Annotated in this window: 18 protein-coding genes; 11 read left to right on the plus strand and 7 right to left on the minus strand. The window is 69.7% G+C overall.

Annotation, left to right across the window (positions count from 1 at the left end; genetic code table 11):
- Window positions 1-89 precede the first annotated feature (89 nt).
- A complete protein-coding gene (locus ACFV6H_RS00905; RefSeq protein ID WP_385536944.1) occupies window positions 90-533 on the minus strand; it encodes a BlaI/MecI/CopY family transcriptional regulator in 444 nt (147 codons plus the stop codon).
- 174 nt (window positions 534-707) lie between these two features.
- On the opposite strand from ACFV6H_RS00905, the gene ACFV6H_RS00910 reads away from it, so the two are divergent.
- Window positions 708-1,544, plus strand: coding sequence for an undecaprenyl-diphosphate phosphatase (locus tag ACFV6H_RS00910; RefSeq protein ID WP_385536946.1), 837 nt, complete (start codon window positions 708-710; stop codon window positions 1,542-1,544).
- Between the two features lie 203 nt (window positions 1,545-1,747).
- Window positions 1,748-2,653 (plus strand): endonuclease/exonuclease/phosphatase family protein, encoded by a 906-nt coding sequence (locus tag ACFV6H_RS00915; RefSeq protein ID WP_385537891.1) that lies wholly within the window; start codon window positions 1,748-1,750, stop codon window positions 2,651-2,653.
- Between the two features lie 88 nt (window positions 2,654-2,741).
- On the opposite strand, the gene ACFV6H_RS00920 is transcribed toward ACFV6H_RS00915, so the two are convergent.
- The 6 genes from ACFV6H_RS00920 to ACFV6H_RS00945 form a co-directional block, all read right to left on the minus strand.
- Complete coding sequence (locus ACFV6H_RS00920) at window positions 2,742-3,380, minus strand: hypothetical protein (RefSeq protein ID WP_385536949.1); 639 nt, start codon at window positions 3,378-3,380, stop codon at window positions 2,742-2,744.
- Between the two features lie 246 nt (window positions 3,381-3,626).
- Window positions 3,627-3,821: a ferredoxin gene (locus ACFV6H_RS00925; RefSeq protein WP_093590809.1), complete on the minus strand. Its 195-nt coding sequence runs from the start codon at window positions 3,819-3,821 to the stop codon at window positions 3,627-3,629.
- 28 nt (window positions 3,822-3,849) lie between these two features.
- The gene (locus tag ACFV6H_RS00930) at window positions 3,850-5,082 is read right to left on the minus strand and encodes a cytochrome P450 (RefSeq protein ID WP_385536954.1); all 1,233 of its coding nucleotides are present in this window, start codon (window positions 5,080-5,082) and stop codon (window positions 3,850-3,852) included.
- Between the two features lie 164 nt (window positions 5,083-5,246).
- Window positions 5,247-5,894 (minus strand): TetR/AcrR family transcriptional regulator, encoded by a 648-nt coding sequence (locus ACFV6H_RS00935; protein ID WP_385536957.1) that lies wholly within the window; start codon window positions 5,892-5,894, stop codon window positions 5,247-5,249.
- 2 nt (window positions 5,895-5,896) lie between these two features.
- Window positions 5,897-7,117, minus strand: a complete 1,221-nt coding sequence (locus tag ACFV6H_RS00940; protein ID WP_385536959.1) for a cytochrome P450 — start codon at window positions 7,115-7,117, stop codon at window positions 5,897-5,899.
- Between the two features lie 150 nt (window positions 7,118-7,267).
- Entirely contained in the window at window positions 7,268-8,569 is a 1,302-nt protein-coding gene (locus ACFV6H_RS00945; protein ID WP_385536962.1) for an MFS transporter, read from the minus strand.
- Window positions 8,570-8,970: 401 nt separating this feature from the next.
- Here ACFV6H_RS00945 and ACFV6H_RS00950 point away from each other — a divergent pair, with 401 nt between their 5' ends.
- The 9 genes from ACFV6H_RS00950 (at window position 8,971) to ACFV6H_RS00990 (ending at window position 22,656) form a co-directional block, all read left to right on the plus strand.
- A complete protein-coding gene (locus ACFV6H_RS00950; protein ID WP_384975979.1) occupies window positions 8,971-9,426 on the plus strand; it encodes a hypothetical protein in 456 nt (151 codons plus the stop codon).
- On the plus strand, window positions 9,423-10,430 hold the full coding sequence (gene pstC, locus ACFV6H_RS00955; protein WP_384784238.1) for a phosphate ABC transporter permease subunit PstC: 1,008 nt from the start codon (window positions 9,423-9,425) through the stop codon (window positions 10,428-10,430). The genes ACFV6H_RS00950 and pstC overlap by 4 nt, the downstream gene beginning before the upstream one ends.
- Window position 10,431: 1 nt before the next feature.
- Window positions 10,432-11,790: a phosphate ABC transporter permease PstA gene (gene pstA / locus ACFV6H_RS00960; protein WP_385536967.1), complete on the plus strand. Its 1,359-nt coding sequence runs from the start codon at window positions 10,432-10,434 to the stop codon at window positions 11,788-11,790.
- A 190-nt stretch (window positions 11,791-11,980) separates the two neighbouring features.
- Window positions 11,981-13,741 (plus strand): phosphate ABC transporter substrate-binding protein PstS, encoded by a 1,761-nt coding sequence (locus ACFV6H_RS00965; RefSeq protein ID WP_385536970.1) that lies wholly within the window; start codon window positions 11,981-11,983, stop codon window positions 13,739-13,741.
- A complete protein-coding gene (locus ACFV6H_RS00970) occupies window positions 13,738-16,389 on the plus strand; it encodes a hypothetical protein (protein ID WP_385536973.1) in 2,652 nt (883 codons plus the stop codon). The genes ACFV6H_RS00965 and ACFV6H_RS00970 overlap by 4 nt, the downstream gene beginning before the upstream one ends.
- Window positions 16,390-16,521: 132 nt before the next feature.
- The gene (locus ACFV6H_RS00975; RefSeq protein WP_385536976.1) at window positions 16,522-17,514 is read left to right on the plus strand and encodes a hypothetical protein; all 993 of its coding nucleotides are present in this window, start codon (window positions 16,522-16,524) and stop codon (window positions 17,512-17,514) included.
- Window positions 17,515-17,557: 43 nt separating this feature from the next.
- Window positions 17,558-19,150 (plus strand): Ig-like domain-containing protein, encoded by a 1,593-nt coding sequence (locus ACFV6H_RS00980; RefSeq protein ID WP_385536979.1) that lies wholly within the window; start codon window positions 17,558-17,560, stop codon window positions 19,148-19,150.
- 204 nt (window positions 19,151-19,354) lie between these two features.
- A complete protein-coding gene (locus ACFV6H_RS00985) occupies window positions 19,355-21,367 on the plus strand; it encodes a hypothetical protein (RefSeq protein WP_385536982.1) in 2,013 nt (670 codons plus the stop codon).
- Entirely contained in the window at window positions 21,364-22,656 is a 1,293-nt protein-coding gene (locus ACFV6H_RS00990) for an Ig-like domain repeat protein (protein ID WP_384784252.1), read from the plus strand. Before ACFV6H_RS00985 ends, ACFV6H_RS00990 begins: the two co-directional genes overlap by 4 nt.

Here is a 22,656-nt window from a genome sequence, read left to right on the forward strand (position 1 = left end):
GTCCCCCTCGCGTGTCGCGCCCAAGTCTTGCCACGTACCCGGCCACCTGCCAATTCAAGAACCGGACAAGGTTGTCTTTGTGGCGACTCCTACTGTCCTGGTTCCAGGCCTGCCTCTCCCGTATCCAGATCGGCCCGGTCCAGGTCCAGGTCGGCGTCCAGCAGCCTGCGCAGCAGTTTCTCGTCGACGGCGGACAGGTCGTCGACGAATCGCATCAGGACGCTCTCGCGGTCCGGTACCTCCTTCATGGCCTGGTGCATCCGGCGGGCGGCGAATCCCGGCTCGTCCGTGACCGGCGCGTAGGCGAAGGCCCGTCCACGCGGCTCCCTGGCCAGTACGTCCTTGTCGTGGAGCCGCGTGAGGATTGTCACCACCGTGCTGTACGACAGGCCGCCGCCCATCTGCTCCAGCACTTCCCGGGGCGTGAGCGGACCCGGCGCCGACCGGAGCGCGGCCAGTACTTCGGCCTCGCGCTTGCCGTTCGCCAGGCGGCGGTCCGCCTCATACGCCCCGGAGGGCTCATCCGTGTCCAAGGTTGGCTGCCTCCTCGTCCGTCCTCTACAGTCACATTCATCTTCTACGCGCGCGTAGAAGATGGCGGCCTTCCATGAGTTTGCCACGCATGCCCGCCGGCCCGTGATGTCGGCCGTCACGTACGGCGGAGGCCGCACGCCGCACCCGTCGACCACACTCCAAGGACGGAACAATTGAGCACCATCAGCATTGGACAGGCCGTTGTTCTCGGCATTGTGGAAGGGGTGACCGAATTCCTGCCGGTGTCCTCGACCGGGCATTTGAAGATCACCGAAGGGCTGATGGACATCCCGGTGGACGACAAAGCGGTCGTCGCTTTCACCGCGGTCATCCAGGTCGGTGCCATCGCCGCCGTTCTGACGTATTTCTTCAAGGACATCGTGCGGATCGTCTCCGCGTGGGGCCGCGGTCTGGCCAATCGCGAGGAGCGGCACCATCACGACTACCGGTTCGCCTGGTGGGTCATCTACGCCACCATTCCCATCGTCATCGTCGGTCTGGTCGCGAAGCCGCTCATCGAAGGGCCGCTCGCCTCGCTGTGGGTGGTGGCCGGGTCACTGATCGTCGGCAGCGGGCTGATGTGGGCGGCCGACCAGATAGGGCGGCACAAGCGCGGTGAGGACGACACCTCGCTCAAGGACGCGATGCTGGTGGGCAGTTCACAGATCCTCGCGCTTCTCTTCCCCGGGTTCTCCCGCTCCGGCGCGACCATGTCCACCGGTCTGATCCTCGATCTGGACCGGGTCACCGCGACTCGTCTCTCCTTCTTCCTCGGCATCCCTTCCCTGGCCGGTGCGGGACTGTACGAACTCAAGGACGCGACGGGCGGCGGCGTGGGCGCGCTGCCTCTGGCGGTCGGCACCGTGGTGTCGTTCGTCGTCGCGTACGCCTCCATCGCCTGGCTGCTGAAATTCGTCGCCAAGCACTCTTTCAATGCCTTTGTCGTTTATCGCGTCGTCATCGGCATGGCGCTCTTCGGGCTCCTGGGCGCGGGCGTACTCAACGCGTGACGAGACCGGCGGGGTGCGCCGTCCCAGAAACTGATTCACCTGGTGACTCGTCCTGAGGGACAAGGTCAAGTGAACGGGAGGCCATGGTGGAGCAGGTGCGGACGGACAGAGGTGCGACGCCGACGGTGAAGGCGGCGCTCCGGTGGGCAGAGCGCTGGGCTCCGGGCGAGGCGAGGGCGCGGTCGGTCTGGGTGCGTGGGCGGGTGCTTGCCGTGCTTGCGGTGCTGACGGCCGGGCTGCTGGCGTTTCACCGGGCCGTACCCAATTCCGTCGGCGGCCTGGGCAGTTTGCTGGAAGCGTTCCTGCCATGGCTCGGTCTGGTGGTCGTGGTGCTGTTCGGCCTGGCGCTGCTGCGCCGTTCGGCCGTCGCGCCGGCGGCTCTGCTGCTGCCGGTGGCTGCCTGGACGTACCTCTTCGGCGGGCTGCTCCTGCCCGTGGCGGAGCCCGGCGCGTACGACCTGCTCGTGGTGCAGCACAACGTCAGCGACGAGAACACCGACCCGGCGGGCACGGCCCGCGCCCTGGCCGACGCCGAGCCCGATCTCATCGCGCTGGAGGAGCTGGTGCGTCCTGCGCTGGCGGTCTACGAGAAGACTCTCGCCCCGGACTACCCGTACCACACGGTCCACGGCACCGTCGGACTCTGGTCGAAGCATCCGCTGACCGGCACCCGGCTGTTGGACATCAAACCCCAAGGCATCGCGGAGGCCTGGAGCCGCGGTCTGCGGACCGTGGTCCGTACGCCGCACGGCGAGATCGCGGCGTATGTCGCGCATCTGCCCTCGGTCCGTGTCCGGGCGAGCGGTCTCGCGTCCTCCTGGCGCGACGAGAGCGCCGGCCTGCTGGGCAAGGCTGTCGCCGCCGAGGAGCTGAGAACGGTGATCCTCCTGGGCGACCTCAACAGCACGGTCGACGACCGTGCGCTGGCCCCGCTGACCTCACGGATGAACGTGCCGGAACGAGGCTTCGCCTTCAGCTTCCCCGCCGCCTTCCCGCTGGCCCGGATCGACCAGGTCATGGCCCGCTCGGCGACCGTCGGCCATATCCGCACCCTGCCCGCCACCGGCAGCGACCACCTGCCGGTCGCGGCCCGGATCACACTGGGCTGAAGGAGCGGTCCTGCCGAATCTCACGCGCGGTGGTCGGGCCATTCGAAGGCACGCCGCGTCGACCGTGCTGCCGGCCTCCGGCGTTCTCCTACCAGTCGGTGAGGTCCACCAGGTGGGAGCAATGGGGATCGGTGTCGGCCGGCGTTATGCGTTCCTTTTCGGTGATCAAGGACGGCAGGGCCGCGAGCAGGGCGGTGATGGCGCCGGACGGGCGGACGTCGGCGGCGATCACGCCGGGGATGTCCTCGGTGTCGACATAGAGACGCAGCCGGTCCTGGCCGAGGAACAGGAAACCGCGCAGGCGCGGGTCCGGCTGTTCCTCGGTGAAAGGGCAGGCGATGCCACGCAGGATGATCAGGGCATTGTCGTCAGGAGTGGCGGCGGTCCCGTCCACGGTCGCCAGGTCCACATGGACGAGTGTCATGCCCATCACGGTGCTGACGCTGTCGCTGGAGTAGAGACGGGTACCGGTGTGCAAAGTGCGCAGAATGCCGGTGATCTCGCCCGCGATGACCGGATCCTCGCCCATGCGCAGAGGGATCTCGTAGGCGGTCAGCCGGTCCGGCGTGTGGTCGGGGCCGGTGCCGGTGACGATCCGGATGGCCTCGGCGGGCGGCGGCACGGGCAGGATGCCCCGGATGTACTGGGTGCCGATGAGCGGCGCATGGATGTGATGAAGCAACAGACGGGTGATGTCCGCCTGCTGCTCCGCGATCTCTTCATCCATGGATGTCACTCGTTGATCCAGTTGGGACACTTGTTCGTGCCCTTGCAGTAGGCGGTGATGACACCGATCCTCTGCCCGGCGCCAGCGTTGCCCTGATCATCTTCATGGCTCCACCATGGCACCCGGAACAACGGTGCGTCACGCAAAGTCACGCAAAGTGATGAATCAGGCGTCACAGTCTCCTCGTTCCGCCGGAGAACGAGGAGACTGGTTCCCGAGCCCGGGGGCGTCACTTCGGACGGTGTGTCATTCCTGGATGTGGATGGCGAGTGCGGGGCAGACGGCTGCGGCGTGGCGGGTGTCGTCGGCTTGTTGGGCTGTGGGGTTGGGGTTGAGGAGGACGGCGATGCCGTCTTCGTCGCGTTGGTCGAATACGTCGGCCGCGGCGACGACGCACTGGCCGGAGGCTACGCATTTGTCCTGGTCGAGGGTGACTTTCACGGGGTCTCCTTCGGTGGGGGGTGGTGGGTTACCAGGTGATGGGGAGTTCGTAGACGCCGTAGACGGATCCGTCGTGTTTGAAGGGGATCCGGTCGATGCCGGTGGCGAGCTGGAGGGTGGGGATGCGGCGGTAGAGGGTGCTGTAGACGATTTCGAGTTCGAGGCGTGCCAGGGGCTGGCCGAGGCATTGGTGGATGCCGAAGCCGAAGGCGATGTGGTGGCGGGCGTCGCGGGTGAGGTCGAGGCGGTCGGGTTCGGGGAAGGCGTCGGGGTCGCGGTTGGCGATGTCGTTGGCCATGATCAGGCCCTCGCCGGCCCGGACGGTCCGGCCCGCGATCTCGATGTCTTCGAGGGCGACGCGGCGGCGGCCGTTGTGGACGATGTTGAGGTAGCGGAGGAGTTCCTCCACGGCTGAGGTGACGAGTTCGGGGTCGTCGTTGTCGCGCAGGAGGGCGAGCTGGTCGGGGTGTTCGAGGAGGGCGAGTGTGCCGAGGGCGATCATGTTGGCGGTGGTCTCGTGTCCGGCGATCAGCAGCAGCACGCCCATCTGGGCCGCTTCCTGCCGCGTCAGCTCCCCGCCCTTGACGCGCTCGGCGAGGCCGGAGAGCAGGTCTTCGGTGGGCGCGGCGAGTTTCTTGGCCAGGAGTTCGTCCAGATAGGTGTTCAGCGCCTGCATGGCGGCGACGCGTCGTTCGGGCTCGGTGTCCCGGTTGATGATGGTCTTGCTGTTGTCCTGGAAGAAGTCGTGGTCGCTGTAAGGGACTCCGAGCAGCTCGCAGATCACCAGGGAGGGCATGGGCAGGGCGAACGCGTCGACCAGATCGACCGGCTTCGGGCCGGCCAGCATGGCGTCGATCAGCTCGTCGACGATCTTCTGGATGGCCGGCCGCAGCGCCTGTACGCGCTTGATGGCGAAGGGCGCCGTCACCATGCGCCGCAGCCGGGCATGTTCGGGATCGTCCATCAGGATGAAGCTGATGGATCCGCCGCCGGGAGGGAGCGGCGCGCCGTTCGGGTAGCCGGGGCGGGTGATGTCGGCGCTGACTCGCGGGTCGGCGAGCAGGGCCCGCTGTTCGGCGTACCGCGTCACCAGCCACGGCGTACTGCCGTCCCACAGCCGGACCCTGGCGAGCGGCGCCTCCTTCTGCTTCGCCGTCGCGGTCGGAGGCGGATCGAACGGACAGCCCGCCGCCCTCTCCATCGGGAACTCCGGTACTCCGGACGGGCTTTCACTGACCGGAGGATGAACCGTACTGGTCATCGAGTGCTCCAAGGGGGGTGTCCGCGGCTCTCCCGCGGTTGGGTTGTCAGTGCCGTACGTGTCTGTCAGCGCAGCGCGGGTGTGGGGCCGGTGAGTGTGTCGGTGATTGTGCGGTTCGGTCTCTGCCTGCGGTTCGGTGAAGAACATGGGAGGTCGCAAACTCATCAAGGGCGTGAGACGGGAGCCAGCCATAGCCCCACGAGCGCGTCGATCAGGCCTGTCCCGGCGTCGTGCCAGCTCGATCGCGGCGTCGCGGCGCCCAGGGCGAGCGCGCGTTCCCGCTCGGCGCACATGTGCACCATCAGCTGGCGGGCCATGTCACCGCGCTCGGCCCGTACTTCGCCGGGCAGATGCGGAAGGCACCGGTCGAGCCCTTCAAGGACCTGGTACAGCGAGGACGCGCTGAGTGACTCCTGGATCATGATTTCGCGCAGGGCCGGATCGGTCATCACCTGCGCGCCGAACCGCGCGTACCACGTAGGGCTGCCCAGCGCGGCCAGATGCTCGGTCACCGGACGCACCAGACAGGCCACCCAGTCCCGTACATCCGTGGAACCGCCGGCCTCGTTCACCATCCGCAGGCGCAGCCGCTCTGTCGGCTCGGCGTGTCTTCGCGTGATCGCCCGCACAAGATCCGCTTTCGTGCCGAAGTGATAGCCGACAGCGGCGTTGTTGCCCTGCCCTGCGGCTTCACTGACTTGGCGGTTGGAAACAGCGAATACACCGTGCTCGGCGAACAGCCGCTCCGCCGTCGCAAGGATCAGCTCCCGTGTCGCGTCGCCGCGCTCCGCCCGTACCACCCTGCCCGACACCGTCACCACCGCACAGGAAGTTCACGCAGTCCGCCGACGGCGAGGCCCTCCACCGGGCGCAGATCCCGCGCCGGGACCGCGAGGTGCAGTGTGGGCAGCCGGCGCAGCAGCACCGTGAGCACCGCCTGGAGTTCGGTACGGGCCTGGGCCTGTCCCAGACACGAATGCGCGCCGGCGCCGAAGGTCAGATGAACGTTCGGACTCCGGGTCAGATCCATCTCCGCGGCGGCGTCGAACGCGGCGTCGTCACGGTTGGCGGCGGCCATGCTGCACACCACGGTCGTACCCGCCGGCAGCACGGTTCCGGAGACCTCGATCCGCTCACCGATGTACCGCGGGATGCCGAATCCGGCATTGGCGTCAAAGCGCAGCGCCTCTTCCACCGCGGTGCGCACCAGCGACCGGTCCGCCACCAGCTGCTCCCAGAGCCGCCGGTCGGCCAGCAGCATGCCGATCATCTTCCCGATCATGTTCGCCGTGGTCTCGTGCCCGGCGACCAGCAGTCCCTGGCCCGTGCCCACCAGTTCGGCGTCGGACAGACCGCCGCCGTCGGCATCCGTACCGAGGATCAGCTCACTGAGCAGATCCTCGCCCGGCTTCACCCGCTTGGCCACGATATGGGCAGCCATGTACTCGGCGAATTCCTTCTGCGCCGCGTCGATCTCCGGCTGCTCGTACCGCGTCAGATTGAGCAGTGTGTCGGACCAGTGGGCGAACTTGTCCCGGTCCGAGTCGGGGACGCCGAGCAGGTCGCAGATCACCCACACCGGCAGCGGGAACCCGAGACTCGCCTTCAGATCCGCCGGATGGCCGTGCGCCACCATCTCGTCGATGAGCCGGTCGGCCATCGCCTCGATCTCCGGCCGCAGCGCCGCCATCCGCTTGGCGGTGAACCACTTGGTGAGCATCCGCCGCCACCGCTGATGTCCCTCGCCCGTCTGCGGGATGGAACTCGCCAGCGAACTGTTGAACACTCCACCCGACTCATTGGCCGAAACGCGCGCGGCGTCCGGGGCGTCGAGCTGACGGGTGAACCGCGGATCGGACAGCACCTGCTTGACGTCGTCGTAGCGCGTCAGGAGTGAGGCCTCGTCGCCGCTGGGCAGCTTCACCCGGGCGACCGGGCACCTGTCCCGCAGGTCCGCCCACTCTGCCGGAGGCTCCAGCGCGGTCGCGCCGGGCAGCGGATAGCTGAGCACCTGATCACTCTCGTCATGACCCATCGCACATCCTCCTTGAGGCCGGGCTTGAGTACGTGATCAGTTAACTGTCCTTGCTGGAGTAAAGCAAGCGACTGACTTAATTCCGACCCTGCGCACCACCCGTACGCACGCGCACCACCCGTACGCCCGCGCATGAATCAACGCCCGCGGCTATGTGGGTTCGGGACAGGGCTCGGTCGCGGCGGTAGGTTCCCTCCGTGCCGGCGCGTCCTGCGTCCGCTGCTCCGGCAGTGCGCGTCGGGTGCGGACCGGTGAGAAGAAGACCGGCAGGAAGGCGGTCGCCAGGAAGGCGCCGCCCACCCAGAGCGTGGTGTGTACGGTCGTCAGCTCACCGACCACGCCGGAGACCGCCGCGCCGATGGCGAGCGCGCCCGTGAGCAGGAAGCGGAAGGTGGCGTTCATACGGCCGAGGAGCGAGTGCGCGGTCATCCGCTGGCGCAGGCTGACTCCGAGTACGTTGTCCATGCCCACCTTGAACATGGCCAGCAGCCAGCCGGTCCCGGCCACGACGAGCCAGGGCCCGCGGTCGACGAGCGGCACCAGCAGTCCGGCGGGCGCCAGACAGAGTCCGGCGATACCGAGAGTGCGGCCGTAGCCGAGCCGGGCGGCGACGGGCCGGGCGCAGCGGGCGCCGAGCAGCAGGCCCGCTCCGCCGACGGCCCAGAACAGGCCCAACGCGCCTCCGGAGTAACCGAGTTCCCTGACGAAGACGACCGGCAGCATGGTGTTGATGATCTGCGAGCCGAAGTTGCCGAGGGCCGCGGTCAGCGCGAGGGCCCGTAGCTCGCCGTTGCCGAAGACATGCCGTACGCCCTCGGCGATCTGTGCCCGGAGCCGGGTGGCCTGGCCGGGACCGGGCGAGGGCGGCGCCGGAGTCCTGCGGATACCGGTGAGCCCGAGGGCGGAGCCGAGGTAGGCCACGGCGGTGAAGAGCACGGCCACCGGTGCCGTGAGCAGTGTGACGAGTCCGCCGCCCGCGCCGCGGCCCGCCACATTGCCCGCGGCCATGAGCGTGTTGATGTCGGCGTTCGCCCGGACCAGGCCCTCACGTCCAACGAGCTGCGGAAGGACGCTCTGCGAGCCGACGTCGGCGAAGACGGTGGCGCAGCCGCTCAGCAGGACGACCAGATAGAGATGGCCGAGCGTAAGACTGTCGAGCCACCAGGCCACCGGCACGGTCGCGAAGACCAGGGCCCTGGTCAGATCCGCCGCGATCAGTACCCGCCGATGGCGCATCCGGTCCACCCACGCTCCGGCCGGCAGACCGATGAGCAGAAAGGCGACGGTGCTCAGCGTGGCCAGCGCCCCGACCTGACCGGGACTCGCGTCGAGCGCGGAGACGGCGATGAGCGGCACGGCCACATAGCCGACATTGGTGCCGAGCTGACTGAGGGCCACCGCGGTGAACAGCGCGCGGAAGTCGGGTAACCGCCATGGGGAGTCGGGCTGCATGGTCCGTTCGTCCGGTGGGTCGATGGGTGAGGTACGTCGGCGGAGGTGCGGAGGTGCGGTACGGGCGGTGGCGCGGGCGGTGGACGGCGGTGTCGGCCGGATTGGATCAGCGCCATCCAATCCGAGACAGAAGTGACGTACAACCCCGTGAGGTGGTACAAGCAGAACCTGCCTTCCGCTCGACGCGGCCAGGCCGGCTCCACGCGCCCTCGGCGCGTGATGATCCAGTGATGCCCGCTGCCTGCGCGGTGCCTGCACACCTCGTTCTTTTTTCGGATGTCCGGTGTTCATGCATGCGTGCCCGCCGCTCTTCCGGGCTCCGTGATGGTCAGGTCGGCCGGTGATGGGAATCGGCCAATATCTGCCGGCCGCCGGAGGGCGCCCGGGAGGGGGGCTGGGCCATGAATCACCCGCGCTTTCTGTTCGTACCGAGAACCGACACCGAGACGGGAACCGTCTCGGTGGTGTGGCGTCTGCTCGGCGCCAACAATCGCGGTCTCGGTCAGGGCTGGGAGAGCCAGCCCGGACTGGTCGCCTGCCGTGCCGCCGTGGAGACACTGCGCGAAGGCATGTCCAGGGCCCGGCCAGTCGTCACCGTCTCCGAGACGACCGGGCTCTGGATCTGGCGGCTCGACCTCGACGGACGTTCGGTCGCCCTCGCCGGCCGGTCGTACCAGCGCCAGCGCGAGTGCCACTACAGCCTCGCCAACTTTGTGAAGGCCGTGCCCGAGGCGCAGCTCGCGCCCGGTCTGGTGTCTCTTTCGGCCAGGCGTATGCCGCACCCGCCCGGTGACCGGCCGCCGAGCTTCCTGCCGGAGTTCCCGAAGACGCGTACCGCAGGCGCGGGTGCCCGATGACGTTCACGGCACCCGCTCTCGGTACGAATGACGAGCCACGGGCGATCAAGCGCTCCGCCGGCCTGCCCGACCAGCTCTTCCGCGGGCTGGCCCGGGGCAGCGGCGGTGTGGTGCTCCTCATCATGCTGCTCGTCGGCACCTTCCTCGGCTACCGCGCCTGGGAGGCCCTGCGCGTTTCCAAGGGCTCCTTCCTCACCACCTCCGCCTGGGAGCCCGACTCCCATCACTTCGGTATCGCCGCCGTCCTCACCGGCACGGTGCTGATCGGGCTCGTCGCCATCGCTCTCGCGCTGCCGCTCGCCATGGGCACGGCGCTGTACATCTCCGAGTACGCGCCCCGGCGCGTACGGCGGACCATGGTCAGCCTGATCGACCTGATGGCCGCGGTGCCCAGCGTGGTCTACGGGCTCTGGGGCGCGTTCTTCCTCCAGTCCCACATCGTGGGTCTGTCGCGGTGGATCGCCACGTACTTCTCCTGGATCCCGATCTTCAAGGTCAACGGCGCCGACCCGGGCGACCCGCTCGCGACCACGACCGTCTACACCTCCTCGACGTTCATCGCCGGGATCGTGGTGGCGCTCATGGTCACGCCCATCGCCTGCTCGGTGATGCGCGAGACGTTCTTCCAGGCGCCCGTCGGCGAGCGCGAGGGCGCGTACGCGCTCGGCGCGACCCGCTGGGGAGTGATCAGGACGGTCGTCCTGCCCTTCGGGCGCGGCGGTGTCATCGGCGGCACGATGCTCGGTCTCGGCCGGGCGCTGGGCGAGACGATCGCCGTCTACATGATCATCTCGCCGGCCTTTGTCATCCAGCCGCGGATCCTGGAGAACGGCACCAACTCCGTCTCCTCGCTGATCGCCCTGCGGTACGGCTCCGCCAGCGACTTCGGTATGTCGGCGCTGATGGCGGCCGGACTCGCCCTCTTCCTCATGACGCTCGTCGTCAACTTCGTCGCCTCCTCCATCGTGGCCCGCAGCCGCTCCGGGGCCGGGACGGAGGCCTGATATGAACCGGACCACCACCTCCGTGCAGCCGCCCGACACCACCTCCACCACCACCGGCTCCGCCGCCGATCCCGCTTCGGCCGCCGAGCCCGTCCCTCTCACCGTCCGTCCGGGCCTGCCGGACGGGACCGGCAGACCCGAAGTCCGCCGCTCCACCTCCACCGTGCGCGCGGGCGACGTCCGTGCGCTGCTCGGCGCCCTGGCCGGCGCGCTCGGGCTGACGGTTGTACTGTTTACGCGCATTGCGCCGTTCGACGGGCCGCTCGGCTTCGTCGTCGTCGCCTATCTGTTCTTCGTCGGTCTGTACGCCGTGCTGGTGTCCTTCGCCGAGAACGGCATGGCGGTACGGGACCGGGCGGCGGCGGTCGTCATCCACAGCCTCGCCGTGCTGGTCGTCGGCGCGCTCGTCTTCGTCGTCGCGTACACCCTGTGGCGCGGCCGGTCCGCGCTGCCGCATCTCAACTTCTTCACCGACGACATGTCGCGCACCGGGCCCGTCCAGCCGCTCACCAGCGGCGGCATGCTGCACGCCATCGCCGGCACGATCGAGCACATGGCCATCTCCCTGGCCATCACCGTGCCGCTCGGACTGGCCTGCGCGGTCTTCCTCAGCGAAGTCCCCGGCACCTACGCCCGGTTCGTACGGACCATCGTGGAGGCGATGACCGCGCTGCCGTCGATCGTCTCCGGTCTGTTCATCTACGCCACCGTCATCCTCCTTCTCGGATTCGAGAAGTCCGGACTCGCCGCGGCGCTCGCCCTCGGAGTGATGATGCTGCCGATCATCATCCGCGCCTCCGACGTGGTGATCCGGCTGGTGCCCGGCTCGCTGCGCGAGGCGTCCCTCGCGCTCGGCGCCAGCCAGTGGCGGACCGTGTGGACCGTGGTGCTGCCCACCGCGCGCTCCGGGCTGACCACCGCCGTCATCCTCGGCACGGCGCGCGGTATCGGCGAGACCTCTCCGGTGCTGCTCACCGCCGGATACACCACCGACATGAACCTCGACCCGCTGCACGGCCCGCAGGTGTCGCTGCCGCTGGCCACCTTCGAACTCGTACGGTCCCCGCAGCCCAGCTTCATCGCCCGCGGCTTCGGTTCCGCGGCGCTGCTGATGGGACTGGTGCTGCTGCTCTTCGTCGTCGCCAGGATCATCGGCGGACGCGGTCCCGGAGAGCTGACCCGGCGTCAGACGCACCGCCGGGTTCTCGCCTCCCGCCGTGACGCCGAGCGGATGGGCGGAGGGCAGAAGAGCGGGCCGGGCGGAGGGACGTATGTGGAACGGTCCGACGGGAGTACGTACACGGACCGGCCACCAGAGCCACCCGGACCGGCCGGGCCGATGGAGCAACTGAGCACCTGAGCCGGGCAACCGAGCTCCCGGGCCCGCCTCTCCGGGCCGGGGACGCCGCCCGGCCTCCGGCCCACGGCCTCCCGCCCCACAACCCACGGACCGCCAGGCCGACCACCCCGTACGCGCGAGCCACCGAGCCACCGTCGAGTTGCCGAGCCACCGAGAACCGCCCCGCCCCACCGACAGGAGTCGTCTCCCGATGTCCGGAACCCTTCCGGCGCCGCTGCCAGGCCCACGCGTCCGCGCCGCCCTGGCGGCCCTCGCCCTTGTGACGCTGGTGCTGCTGGCACTCGTCCAGCCCGTCCCCGCCGCCGCCGCGACCTATGTACCGATCTCCGGCGCGGGCTCCACCTGGAGCCAGAACGCGCTGGACCAGTGGCGGGCGAACGTCAAGCAGTACGGCATGACGGTCAACTACAACGGCACCGGCTCCTCGGACGGCCGCAACCAGTTCCGCAACGGCACCGTGGACTACGGCGTCTCCGAGATCCCGTACGGCATCACGGACTCGGGCGTCGTCGACTCGCCGCCGCCGCGCAAGTACGCCTACATGCCCATCGTGGCCGGTGGTACGTCGTTCATGTACAACCTGAAGATCGGCAACCAGCGGGTGACCAATCTGCGGCTGTCGGGCGAGGTCCTCGCCAAGATCTTCACCGGTGGCATCAAGCAGTGGAACGACGCGGCGATCAAGGCCGACAACCCGGCCCTGGCCGCCTCGCTCCCGGCCCGCAGGATCGTCCCGGTGGTCCGCTCCGACGGTTCCGGTACGACGGCCCAGCTCACCACCTGGATGAGCAAGCAGTACCCGTCCATCTGGAACGGCTACTGCGCCAAGGCCGGACGGAGCACGCCCTGCGGCGCCACCTCCAACTACCCGCTGGTGCCGGGCGGCGGTTTTGTCGCCCAGTCCGGCTCCAACGGTGTCTCCGGCTATGTCGCCCAGGCGGGCAACATCGGCACGATCACCTACGTCGAGTACTCGTACGCCGTTTACACCACCAGCTTTCCGGTGGTGAAGGTGCTCAACGCGGCCGGCTACTACACCGAGCCGACCGCCAAGAACGTCGCGGTGGCCCTGCTCAACGCGCAGATCGAGAAGAACAGTTCGTCCCCGAAGTATCTGACCCAGATCCTCGACAACGTCTACAACGGCAAGGACAGGCGCAACTATCCGCTGTCCAGCTACAGCTACATGATCGTGCCGACGAAGGTGGAGTCCAACTTCAACGCCCAGAAGGGCAAGACGCTCGGCGCGTTCGCGTACTACTTCCTCTGCCAGGGACAGCAGCACGTCGACAACCTCGGCTACTCCCCGCTGCCGGTGAACCTTGTCGAGGCCGGGCTCGAACAGGTGCGCAGGATCCCCGGCGTCGACGTCGAGAACGTCAACATCAAGAACTGCCACAACCCGACCTTCTCCGCCGACGGCTCCAACACCCTCGCCAAGAGCGCGCCCTTCCCGCAGGCCTGTGACAAGAAGGGCCCGACGCAGTGCGCCACCGGCACCGGCGGTGACAAGAAGCCCACCGTCACCCAGGGCGGCGGCGGTGCGGGCTCGGGCGGTGCCTCGGGCGGCAGCGGTGGTGGTGGTACCTCCGGCGCCTCCGGTGGTGGTACGGCGGCCTCGGGCGGTACGGGAACCTCCGGAACCTCGGGCGGGGGCGCGTCCGGCGGCGGCGCCACACCGGGCGCGGACACCGGAGGCGGCGCGGGAGCGGCCATCGACCCGGACACCGGCCAGCCGATCGCGGCGGGCGCCGACGCCGGCGGTGCCGGTGACGCGGCCGGAGTCGGCACGGGCGGCGACGCGTTCGCCGTGCCCGTCTCCACCTCGGGAACGATCAGCGGCGGAGTACGGCTCGCCCTGATGGTGCTGGCCGCCCTGCTGCTGGTGGCGGTCACGGTCGGTCCTCCGCTGCTGTCCCGCTATCTGACGGCGAGGAAGCAGACGTCATGAGAATCCCCGGAACCGAGTCCACCGGCACCGGCCCCAACACCGGCACCGAGTCCACCCGCACCCGGATCAGCCGCACCCGGATCAGCGCGCGGTTCACCCGTGCCCACCGGGCGCTCACCGTCGCCGTCCTCGCGCTCTGCTGCGCCCTGAGCGCCGGTGCCTTCGTCGGCGCGGGCGCCGACGCGGCGGGCGCGGCCGACAATCCCGCCTCGGGCAGCTCACCGGTGACCGTCACCGGCAAGGGCGACTTCGCGAAGCTCAAGGTCAAGGTCGAGCAGACCAGGCATCTGGTCAACCAGGTCGTCAAGGTCTCCTGGACCGGCGCGACGCCGACCGTCTCGGACACCGCCTACGCCGCCGACTACCTCCAGATCATGCAGTGCTGGGGCGACGACAAGGCGGGACCCGACCCGGAGCAGTGCCAGTTCGGCGGCTCCTCGGCGCTCGGCCCCGGATCCGGCAACCAGGCGGCGGGCGCGTACACCAACACCCGTCAGCTCAGCTACGGCTCTCTCTCCGACGAGAACCAGACCCTGCCGCCTCCGTCGCCCTCCGGAATCTCCTATGTGGCGTTCCACTCGGTGGGCGGCCAGATCACCCCGACCGGCAACTCCAACGACTTCTTCGACTCCAACACCACCAACGAGGTCCCGTACGCCCGTACCAACCCCGACGGCACCGGCGAGGTGTACTTCGAGGCCCAGACCGCCCTGGAGGCACCCGGTCTCGGCTGCGGCGAGGCCGAGGCCGGGGACACCGCCCAGACCGAGGGCCGGCAGTGCTGGCTGGTGGTCGTACCGCGCGGCGAGACCGAGGTCAACGGCACCCGGTACACGGCCCAGTCCAGCGGCCTCCTCCAGTCCTCGCCGCTCTCCGCGACCAACTGGGCCCAGCGGCTGGTCGTCCCGCTGCACTTCGAGCCGCTCGGCAACTTCTGCCCGCTCGGCGCCGACGAACGTCCCACCCTCGGCAACGAGATGGTCGCCGAGGTCGTCAGCCGCTGGCAGCCCGCCCTGTGCCAGACCGGCGGCAAGACGATCTTCGGCTATGCCCAGGTGACCGACACGACCGCGCGAGGGAAGCTCGGCTCGGGCACCCCGGGCATGGTGTTCCTGAACGAGCCGGCCACCGCCGATCAGATACCGGCGGACCAGACACCGGTGTACGCGCCGGTGGCCCTGTCCGGACTCACCATCGGCTTTCTCGTGGAGAGCCAGGCGCCGACCTCCGCACCGGACGAGGTCAAGGCGCGCAACGGCCGCAGGATCACCTCGCTCAAGCTCAGCCAGCGTCTGGTGGCCAAGCTGCTGACCGAGTCGTACCAGGACGGCAACTCCCGCTTCGCGCCGAGCACCGAGAAGAATCCGTTCAACCTGGGCCGCGACCCGGAGTTCACCCGGCTCAACCCCGAGTACGCCCATCTCGACTTCGGCGGCAAGTTCGGCGACATCCTCGTGCCCGAGGCGCTCTCGGACTCCGCGCGGCTGCTGTGGAACTGGGTGGACCAGGATCCGGCGGCGCGCGAGTTCCTCGACGGCACCCCCGACAACAAGGGCAAGTACGGTGACGCGGCCAACTCCGGGATGACGGTCAACCCGCACTACAAGAAGCTCGATCTTCCGGTCGACCACTTCCCCAAGAGCGATCCGTTCTGCCAGGAGTTCGAGGACCATCCCGACAATCCGCTCTGCATCCAGGACAAGCATCCGTACACCCTGGACATGCACGGCGCCGCCCGCGCCGCGGGCCGTGGTGACTCGTTGGCCCGTACCTCCTGGGACAAGACCACCACCCCGCCCGCGTACAAGAAGGACCCGCCGCAGCCGGCCGGACAGCGCGCCATGCTCGCCCTGGCCGACAGCGCGACGGCCCTGCGCTACGGACTGATCCCGGCCCAGCTCCGCAACGGCACCGGGCAGTATGTCGCGCCGACCACCGCGGGTCTGCTGGCGGGTCAGGCGGCGATGCGGCCGGGACCGGTCAAGTCGGTGGCCGAGGCCGCGCCCGCCACCAAGGCCAAGGGTGCCTATCCGCTCACCTCGCTCACCTACGCGGCGACCGTGCCCTCCCGGCTGACCGCCGCCGAGGGCAAGGACTACGCCGAGTTCCTCACCTACGCGGCGGGCGACGGCCAGCGGCCCGGTGTCGCGGCGGGCGAGCTGCCCGAGGGATACGCGCCGCTGCCCAAGGCGCTGCGCGCCCAGACCGTCCAGGCTGCCGCCACCATCGCGGCCCAGGCCGGGAAGACCCCGCCGGAGGACGGCCCGGACTCCACGGGTTCCGGGTCCGCCTCGGGCGGCGGCGGGGGAGCGGCGGGCGGCGGAGAAGCCGCTTCCGGTACGGGCGGTGCCGCGGCCGGCACACCGGGCGGCGCTCCCGCGGGTGACGGCGCGGGGAGCGCCGCGCCCTCCGGCTCCCCGAAGCCCGCTCCGTCCGGCGGCGTCTCCACCGCGTCGCCGAAGCCGGCGGCGGCCGAGGCGAGTTCCTCGCCGACGCCGCCCTGGGCGCTGGGAGCCGTGCGCTATGTCGTGCTGATCGTCCTCATCACCGGGATCGCGGCAGCCATCGGCGGCCCGCTCCTGCCGAGGCTGGCGCCGGTCGTCGCGGCCGGATGGCGGTCACTGAGGCGGGAGGACGACACCACCTGAGACGACCGGCCGGGGGCGGCAGCCACCACCCCCGGCCGGTGGCCGGATGTTCCGGAACGGCCGGAACCCGGCCACCCGCGAGCGATCGCGGTTTCAACACCAGGCGCAAGCCTATCTGAGGGGTACACGAAGGTGAACAAGAAGAAGATCCTGACGGCCGCAGCCGGAGCGCTGCTGCTCGCGGCCACTTTCGGCACCGTCGCTTCCGCCGAGCCCAGCGGTACGCCCACCTACCGGCAGCTCTCCGGCGTGGGTTCGGACACCACGCAGGACGTGCTGAACGGCCTGTCCCAGGTCGTCACCATCAACGGCACCAAGGTGCTCGGTTCGTACAACGCCGTGGGCGGTGCGAGCATCACCACGAAGGACCCGGCGGTCAACAACAAGTGCACCATGACCCGCCCGAACGGTTCCGGCGCCGGCCGTACCGCGCTGCTGAACTCGCTCCAGGCCAATGACGGCTGCCTGGACTTCGCGCGGTCGTCGAGCCTGAGCCTGGGCGCGGCCAACCCGGGCCTCACCTATGTCCCGTTCGCGGTCGACGGTGTCTCGTACGCCATCACGCCCTCCAGCGTGCTGCCGCGCAAGCTCACCCTGGCCGATCTGAAGGCGATCTACCACTGTGACCCGGCCTTCGTGGGCGCCGGCCCCAACTACAACCTGAACGTCCTGCTGCCGCAGGCCGGCTCCGGCACCCGCAGCTTCTGGGAGGCCCAGGTCGGCATCACCGACGCGGATGTCGTCGCCGGTGTGTACCCCTGCATCAAGGACAAGAAGAACAACACCCCGATCCAGGAGCACGACGGCCGCGTGCTGGACGACAAGTCCATCGTGCCGTTCTCCATCGCGCAGTACATCGCGCAGGCCTCGCAGACCGTGGCCGACGTCCGTGGCCGCGCGCTGCTCGGTTCCATCGACGGCAAGAGCGCCACGACGCTCAACAGCGACTTCTCCGTCAAGCGTGATGTCTACAACGTGATCCCGACCAGCAAGATCGCCACGGCTCCCTGGAGCACGGTCTTCGTCGGCAAGGACTCGCTTGTCTGCAAGCAGCCCGGCGTGATCAACACCTATGGCTTCGCGACCAGCCCGGACTGTGGCGACACGTCCAAGCAGACTCCCTGACCCCGACACGGTTTTCCTGATTACGGAGAAGGAGCTTTCCAGCGTGTTTTCCCAGAGATCCGTGTCGTCCCGCAGATCCGTGCGGGCGTTCGCCGCGACTGCCGTGACGGCTGTCGCCGTGTTCGCGGCCGGCCTGGTCGTGGCGCCGTCCGCGCAGGCCGCCGAGATCGGCACCATCGACATCAACCCGAAGACCGGTACCGACGAGTCGGGCATCGACTTCGCCACCTCCGGTGCCTGCCCGGACACCGCCTCGTACGTCATCGTTTCGGTCAAGGGCTCGGGCTTCCCGGCCGAGGGCCAGAACGTGGTCGGCAACGCGCCGATCGAGACGTACAACACCACGGCCGCCGGCGGCATGCTCATCCCGCTGTCGTCGACGATGCGCGACTACGCCAACATCGCCGGCTTCAGCACGCTCCAGGGCGAGTACGCGTTCACCGTCACCTGCCGCACCGCGTTCAACGGGACCAGCCTGGGTGACTTCAACGGCTCGATCTGGTTCACCTCGAACACGGCGTACCAGGCGAACGACCCGGACGTGAAGGTCGACACCACCACCGCCCTCGCGGTCTCGCCGTCCGGCACCACCGAGCAGGGCGACCAGGTCACGCTGACCGCCACCGTCGCTCCGGCGGGCGCGGCCGGTACGGTCCAGTTCCGTGACGGCGCCGCCGCGCTGGGCAGCCCGGTGGCCGTCACCGGCGGCACCGCCACGCTGACCACGACCAACCTGACGGCGGGCAGCCACTCGCTCACCGCCGAGTTCACGCCCTCCAGCGGCTCGTACAACGCCTCCGTCTCCACGGCGGTCACCCACCAGGTGAACGCCGCGGCGGCCAAGGCCACCACGACCGCGCTGGCCGTGTCCCCGGCGGACACCGCCGAGCAGTTCAGCCCGGTCTCGCTGACCGCGACCGTCACGCCCGCGGGCGCGGCGGGTTCGGTGAAGTTCACCGACACCGTGGGCGGTACGGCCACCACGCTCGGCACCGTCCCGGTGACGGGCGGCCAGGCCGCGCTCACCACGAGCAGCCTGGCTCCCGGCGACCACTCCTTCACGGCGACCTTCGTGCCGCAGAACAGCGCCGCGTACCTCGCCTCCGACTCGGGCAACGTCCCGTTCAAGATCGGTGCCTTCGCGGGTGTCTCCACCTCCGAGGACATCACCACCACCGTCGAGTCCGGCGCGCTGGTCATCAGCGTCGAGGACCCGCACGTCACCCTGCCCTCGCCGCAGCTGGACGCCAACGGCGAACTGCTGACCACGGCGGGCGCGCTCAACCCGGTCACCCTGACCGACACCCGCGCCGGTAACCCGGGCTGGACCGTCAGCGGCCAGGTGACCGACTTCTCCGACGGCGCCACGCACACCATCAACGGCCAGAACCTCGGCTGGACGCCCAGCGTCATCGACCATGTCTCCGGCCAGACCGTCACGGCCGGCGCGCAGGTCGGTGCCGCCGCGGGCGCCGAGCCGGCCGACAACGGCACGGCCGGACTGAAGTCCTCGCACACCCTCGCCAACGGCAAGGGCCTCGGCACCTCGCACCTCGGTGCCGATCTGAACCTCAACGTCCCGACGTCCACGGTGGCCGGCACGTACACCGCCACGCTCACCCTGACGGCCATCTGACCGCTGTCTGACCGTGCATCTCGCGGTCGCTGAGGTGGGCGGGACGGGTGCCCCCACCCGTCCCGCCCATCCTCACTGCCCTGCCCGACGACATCTCCTCCTGCGAACTGCGAAGCCCCACATCACCGAAGCCTCCACGTCAAGCCTTCACGTCACCGAAGCCACCTCACCGCTGAAGAAACGGCCCCGATCGGACGCCCCGACATGACCACCACCCTCCTGGCCCGCGGCCTCCGTGCCCGCACCCTCGTCACCGCGCTGCTCGCGTGCCTCCTCGCCTGCCTTCTCGCCCTCACCGCGGCTCCCGGCGCCCACGCGTCGGCCCCGGCCGAGGACGGCAAGGGCCGTACCACCTTCGGCGTGCAGCCCTCGGGCCCCAAGAAGCCGGACCGGCGCAGCGGCTTCTCGTACAGCGCCACGCCCGGCGCCGCGGTCCAGGACCATCTCGCCGTCCTCAACCACAGCACCAGGCCGCTGAAGCTGAAGGTCTACGCGAGCGACGCGTTCAACACCGCCGACGGCGGATTCGACCTGCTGGCCGCGGGACGCCCGTCGAAGGACGCCGGTACCTGGGTCGTGGTCAAGAAGAGCAGTGTGGTCATCCCGGCCCGCTCGCGCGTCATCGTGCCCTTCACACTGACCGTTCCGCGCGGTGCGAGCCCGGGTGATCACGCCGCGGGCATCGTCGCCGCGCTCAGCTCGTCGGGCACCGGTGCCGAGGGCGACCGGGTCGCCGTGGAGCAGCGCGTCGGGGCGCGGGTCCACATCAGGGTGGCCGGCGAGCTCAAGCCGAAGCTCACCGTGGAGAACCTGAAGGCGACCTACGACGGAACGTTCAATCCGTTCGGCGGCGGCTCGGCCACGGTGACGTACACGGTGCGCAACACCGGGAACGTACGGCTCGGCGCGCGGCAGACCGTACGGGTGCGCAACGCGGTCACCGGACCGGTGCGCGCGCCCGGCGTCCATGACATCAAGGAGCTGCTGCCGGGCAACTCCGTCACCGTGACCGCCTCCGTGCGTGATCTGTTCCCCGCCGTGCGGTCGACGGCGACGGTGACCGTCGATCCGGTCCCGGTGAGCGGTGACATCGATCCCGCCCTGCCCGGCGCCACCCACTCGGCCGGTTTCTGGACCGTGCCCTGGGCGCTGTTCGCCCTGCTGCTGGTTCTCGCGGCGGGCGTCGCGGTGTGGCTGCGGCAGCGCCGCCGGCGCGGGCGTCCCACCCGGCCCGCCGCCTCCGAATCCCTCTCCTCCGTGCCTGACTCCGTGCCCGCTTCCGGGGCCGCCTCCGTGTCCCACTCCGTGTCCAAGAAAGTGAAGACCTCCATGCTGACCAAGCGTTTCTCCAGGCCGGCCGCCCTCGGCGCCGCCACTCTGCTGACCGCCGCGGGGGGTGCGCTGCTGCTCGGCGCGCCCGCCGCGCAGGCCGCCGACCCGGTGGGCACCGTCAAGGTGACGCCGGCCACCGGCACCGACACCTCGGGCGTGAATCTGACGACCTCCGCCATCTGCCCGGAGGAGGCCGGCTACCTGATCGTCAAGGTGGCGGGCAAGGGCTTCCCCGCCGAGGGCCAGAATGTCGTCGGCAACTCGGAGGTCGGCATCTACCCGGTCGCGGACGCGGGATACGAGATTCCGCTGACCGAGACCATGCGGGACTACGCCAACATCGCCGGCTTCAAGACGCTGGAAGGCCGTTACGACTTCACCGTCACCTGCCGCAAGGCCTTCGGTGAGACCACGTACGGCGACTTCACCGGCTCCATCTGGTTCACCTCGAACACCGCCTACACCGCCACCGACCCGGCCGGGCCCTCCGACCCGCCCACGAGCACCTCGCCCAGCCCTTCGCAGAGCACCGAGCCCAGCACGGAGCCGAGCGACACGACCGAGCCCACCGACGACCCGGCGCCGAGCGACTCGGTCGAGCCGTCCGACACCGGTCTGCCCGATGACCCGGGCACCGCGGACGGCGGTACGGCCGACGGCGGTTCCTCGGACGGCGGCGCCTCCGACGGCGGTTCCTCCGGCGGCTCTACCGATGTCTCCACCGAGGTCGCCTCCGGCGGTACGGGCGGCGCCCTTGCCAGCACCGGCGCCCAGGCCGGACTCCTCGGCGTCGGCTCCGCGGCCCTGATCGGCCTCGGCACCGCCGCCGTCTTCTGGGCCCGCCGCCGCGGACTGCTCACTTTCGCGAACGGCGGCAACCGATGACGGCCCGTAAGACGCTCGCCGCGCTGCTCACCGGCGCCGTCGGCGTCCTCAGCGGGCTCGTGCTGCTCGGCGCGCCCGTCGCGCAGGCCGACACCCTGGGCACGCTCACTCCGTCGCCGGCCACCGGCACCGACACCTCGGGCGTGAACCTGAGGACCTCGGGCTTCTGCCCCGAGCCCGCGGACCACATCCTCGTCTCGGTGACCGGCGCGGGCTTCCCGGCCGAGGGCCAGAACGTGGTGGGCAACTCGGACATCAGCATCTATCCGGTCGTGGGTGACGGGTTCGAGGTGCCGCTGACCGAGACCATGCGGGACTACGCCAACACGGCGGGCTTCAAGACGCTCGAGGGCCGCTACGAGTTCACGGTCACCTGCCGCAAGGCCTTCGGGAGCACGACGTACGGTGACTTCAAGGGCTCCATCTGGTTCACCTCGAACACGGCGTACCAGAGCACCGCTCCGGCGCAGCCGACGACGGCGGCCCTCACCGTGTCCCCGTCCGGCTCCGTCACCCAGGGCACCGCGGTCAAGCTCACCGCGAAGATCACGCCCGCCACGGCGCCCGGCACTGTGCGGTTCCTCGACGGAACCACTCCGTACGGCTCGCCCGTCACCGTCTCGAACGGTACGGCGTCCCTCTCCACCACCACTCTCGCGGTCGGCGCCCACTCGCTGAAGGCGCAGTTCACGCCCGCGAATCCGGCGGACCACACCGGCTCGACCTCCGCCGCGGTCGCGCTCACCGTCAAGCTCCGCGCGCCCTCGGTCACCACCGCGCCGAAGGTCACCGGCACGGCCCGCGTCGGCTCCAAGGTCACCTGCTCCGTGAAGTTCAGCGGCGCCACCACCGTGCGTTACCAGTGGCTGCGCGACGGCAAGGTGATCACCGGCGCGACCGCCTCGACCCGCACGCTGGATTCCACCGACCGGACGCACAAGGTCGCCTGCCGGCCCAGCGGCGTCAACAGCGGTGGCACCACCACGGTCACCAGCCCGTCCGTCACCGTCGCCACCGGCCTCGCGCTCAAGGTGAAGACGGCACCGGCCATCAGCGGCACGGCCAAGGTCGGCAAGAAGCTCACCGCCAAGGCCGGCACCTGGACGCCCGCCGCCACGTCGTACAGCTATGTGTGGAAGCGGGACGGCAAGGCGATCAGCCGCGCCACCAAGTCCACGTACACGACGGTCAAGGCCGACAAGAACCACAAGCTGACCGTCACGGTCACCGCCAAGCGCGCCGGATACGCCAACGGCGCCGCCACCACGAAGTCAGTGAAGGTGACCTGA

It is taken from the genome of Streptomyces sp. NPDC059743, from assembly GCF_042732975.1.
Classification (GTDB): domain Bacteria; phylum Actinomycetota; class Actinomycetes; order Streptomycetales; family Streptomycetaceae; genus Streptomyces.

What these genes read in the sequence shown, in the direction of transcription:
- ACFV6H_RS00920 (WP_385536949.1), bottom strand. Translation starts at nt 3,380, where the DNA reads ATGGATGAAGAGATCGCGGAGCAGCAGGCGGACATCACCCGTCTGTTG.
- ACFV6H_RS00930 (WP_385536954.1), bottom strand. Translation starts at nt 5,082, where the DNA reads ATGACCAGTACGGTTCATCCTCCGGTCAGTGAAAGCCCGTCCGGAGTA.
- ACFV6H_RS00940 (WP_385536959.1), bottom strand. Translation starts at nt 7,117, where the DNA reads ATGGGTCATGACGAGAGTGATCAGGTGCTCAGCTATCCGCTGCCCGGC.
- ACFV6H_RS00945 (WP_385536962.1), bottom strand. Translation starts at nt 8,569, where the DNA reads ATGCAGCCCGACTCCCCATGGCGGTTACCCGACTTCCGCGCGCTGTTC.
- ACFV6H_RS00950 (WP_384975979.1), top strand. Translation starts at nt 8,971, where the DNA reads ATGAATCACCCGCGCTTTCTGTTCGTACCGAGAACCGACACCGAGACG.
- pstC (WP_384784238.1), top strand. Translation starts at nt 9,423, where the DNA reads ATGACGTTCACGGCACCCGCTCTCGGTACGAATGACGAGCCACGGGCG.
- pstA (WP_385536967.1), top strand. Translation starts at nt 10,432, where the DNA reads ATGAACCGGACCACCACCTCCGTGCAGCCGCCCGACACCACCTCCACC.
- ACFV6H_RS00965 (WP_385536970.1), top strand. Translation starts at nt 11,981, where the DNA reads ATGTCCGGAACCCTTCCGGCGCCGCTGCCAGGCCCACGCGTCCGCGCC.
- ACFV6H_RS00970 (WP_385536973.1), top strand. Translation starts at nt 13,738, where the DNA reads ATGAGAATCCCCGGAACCGAGTCCACCGGCACCGGCCCCAACACCGGC.
- ACFV6H_RS00985 (WP_385536982.1), top strand. Translation starts at nt 19,355, where the DNA reads ATGACCACCACCCTCCTGGCCCGCGGCCTCCGTGCCCGCACCCTCGTC.
- ACFV6H_RS00990 (WP_384784252.1), top strand. Translation starts at nt 21,364, where the DNA reads ATGACGGCCCGTAAGACGCTCGCCGCGCTGCTCACCGGCGCCGTCGGC.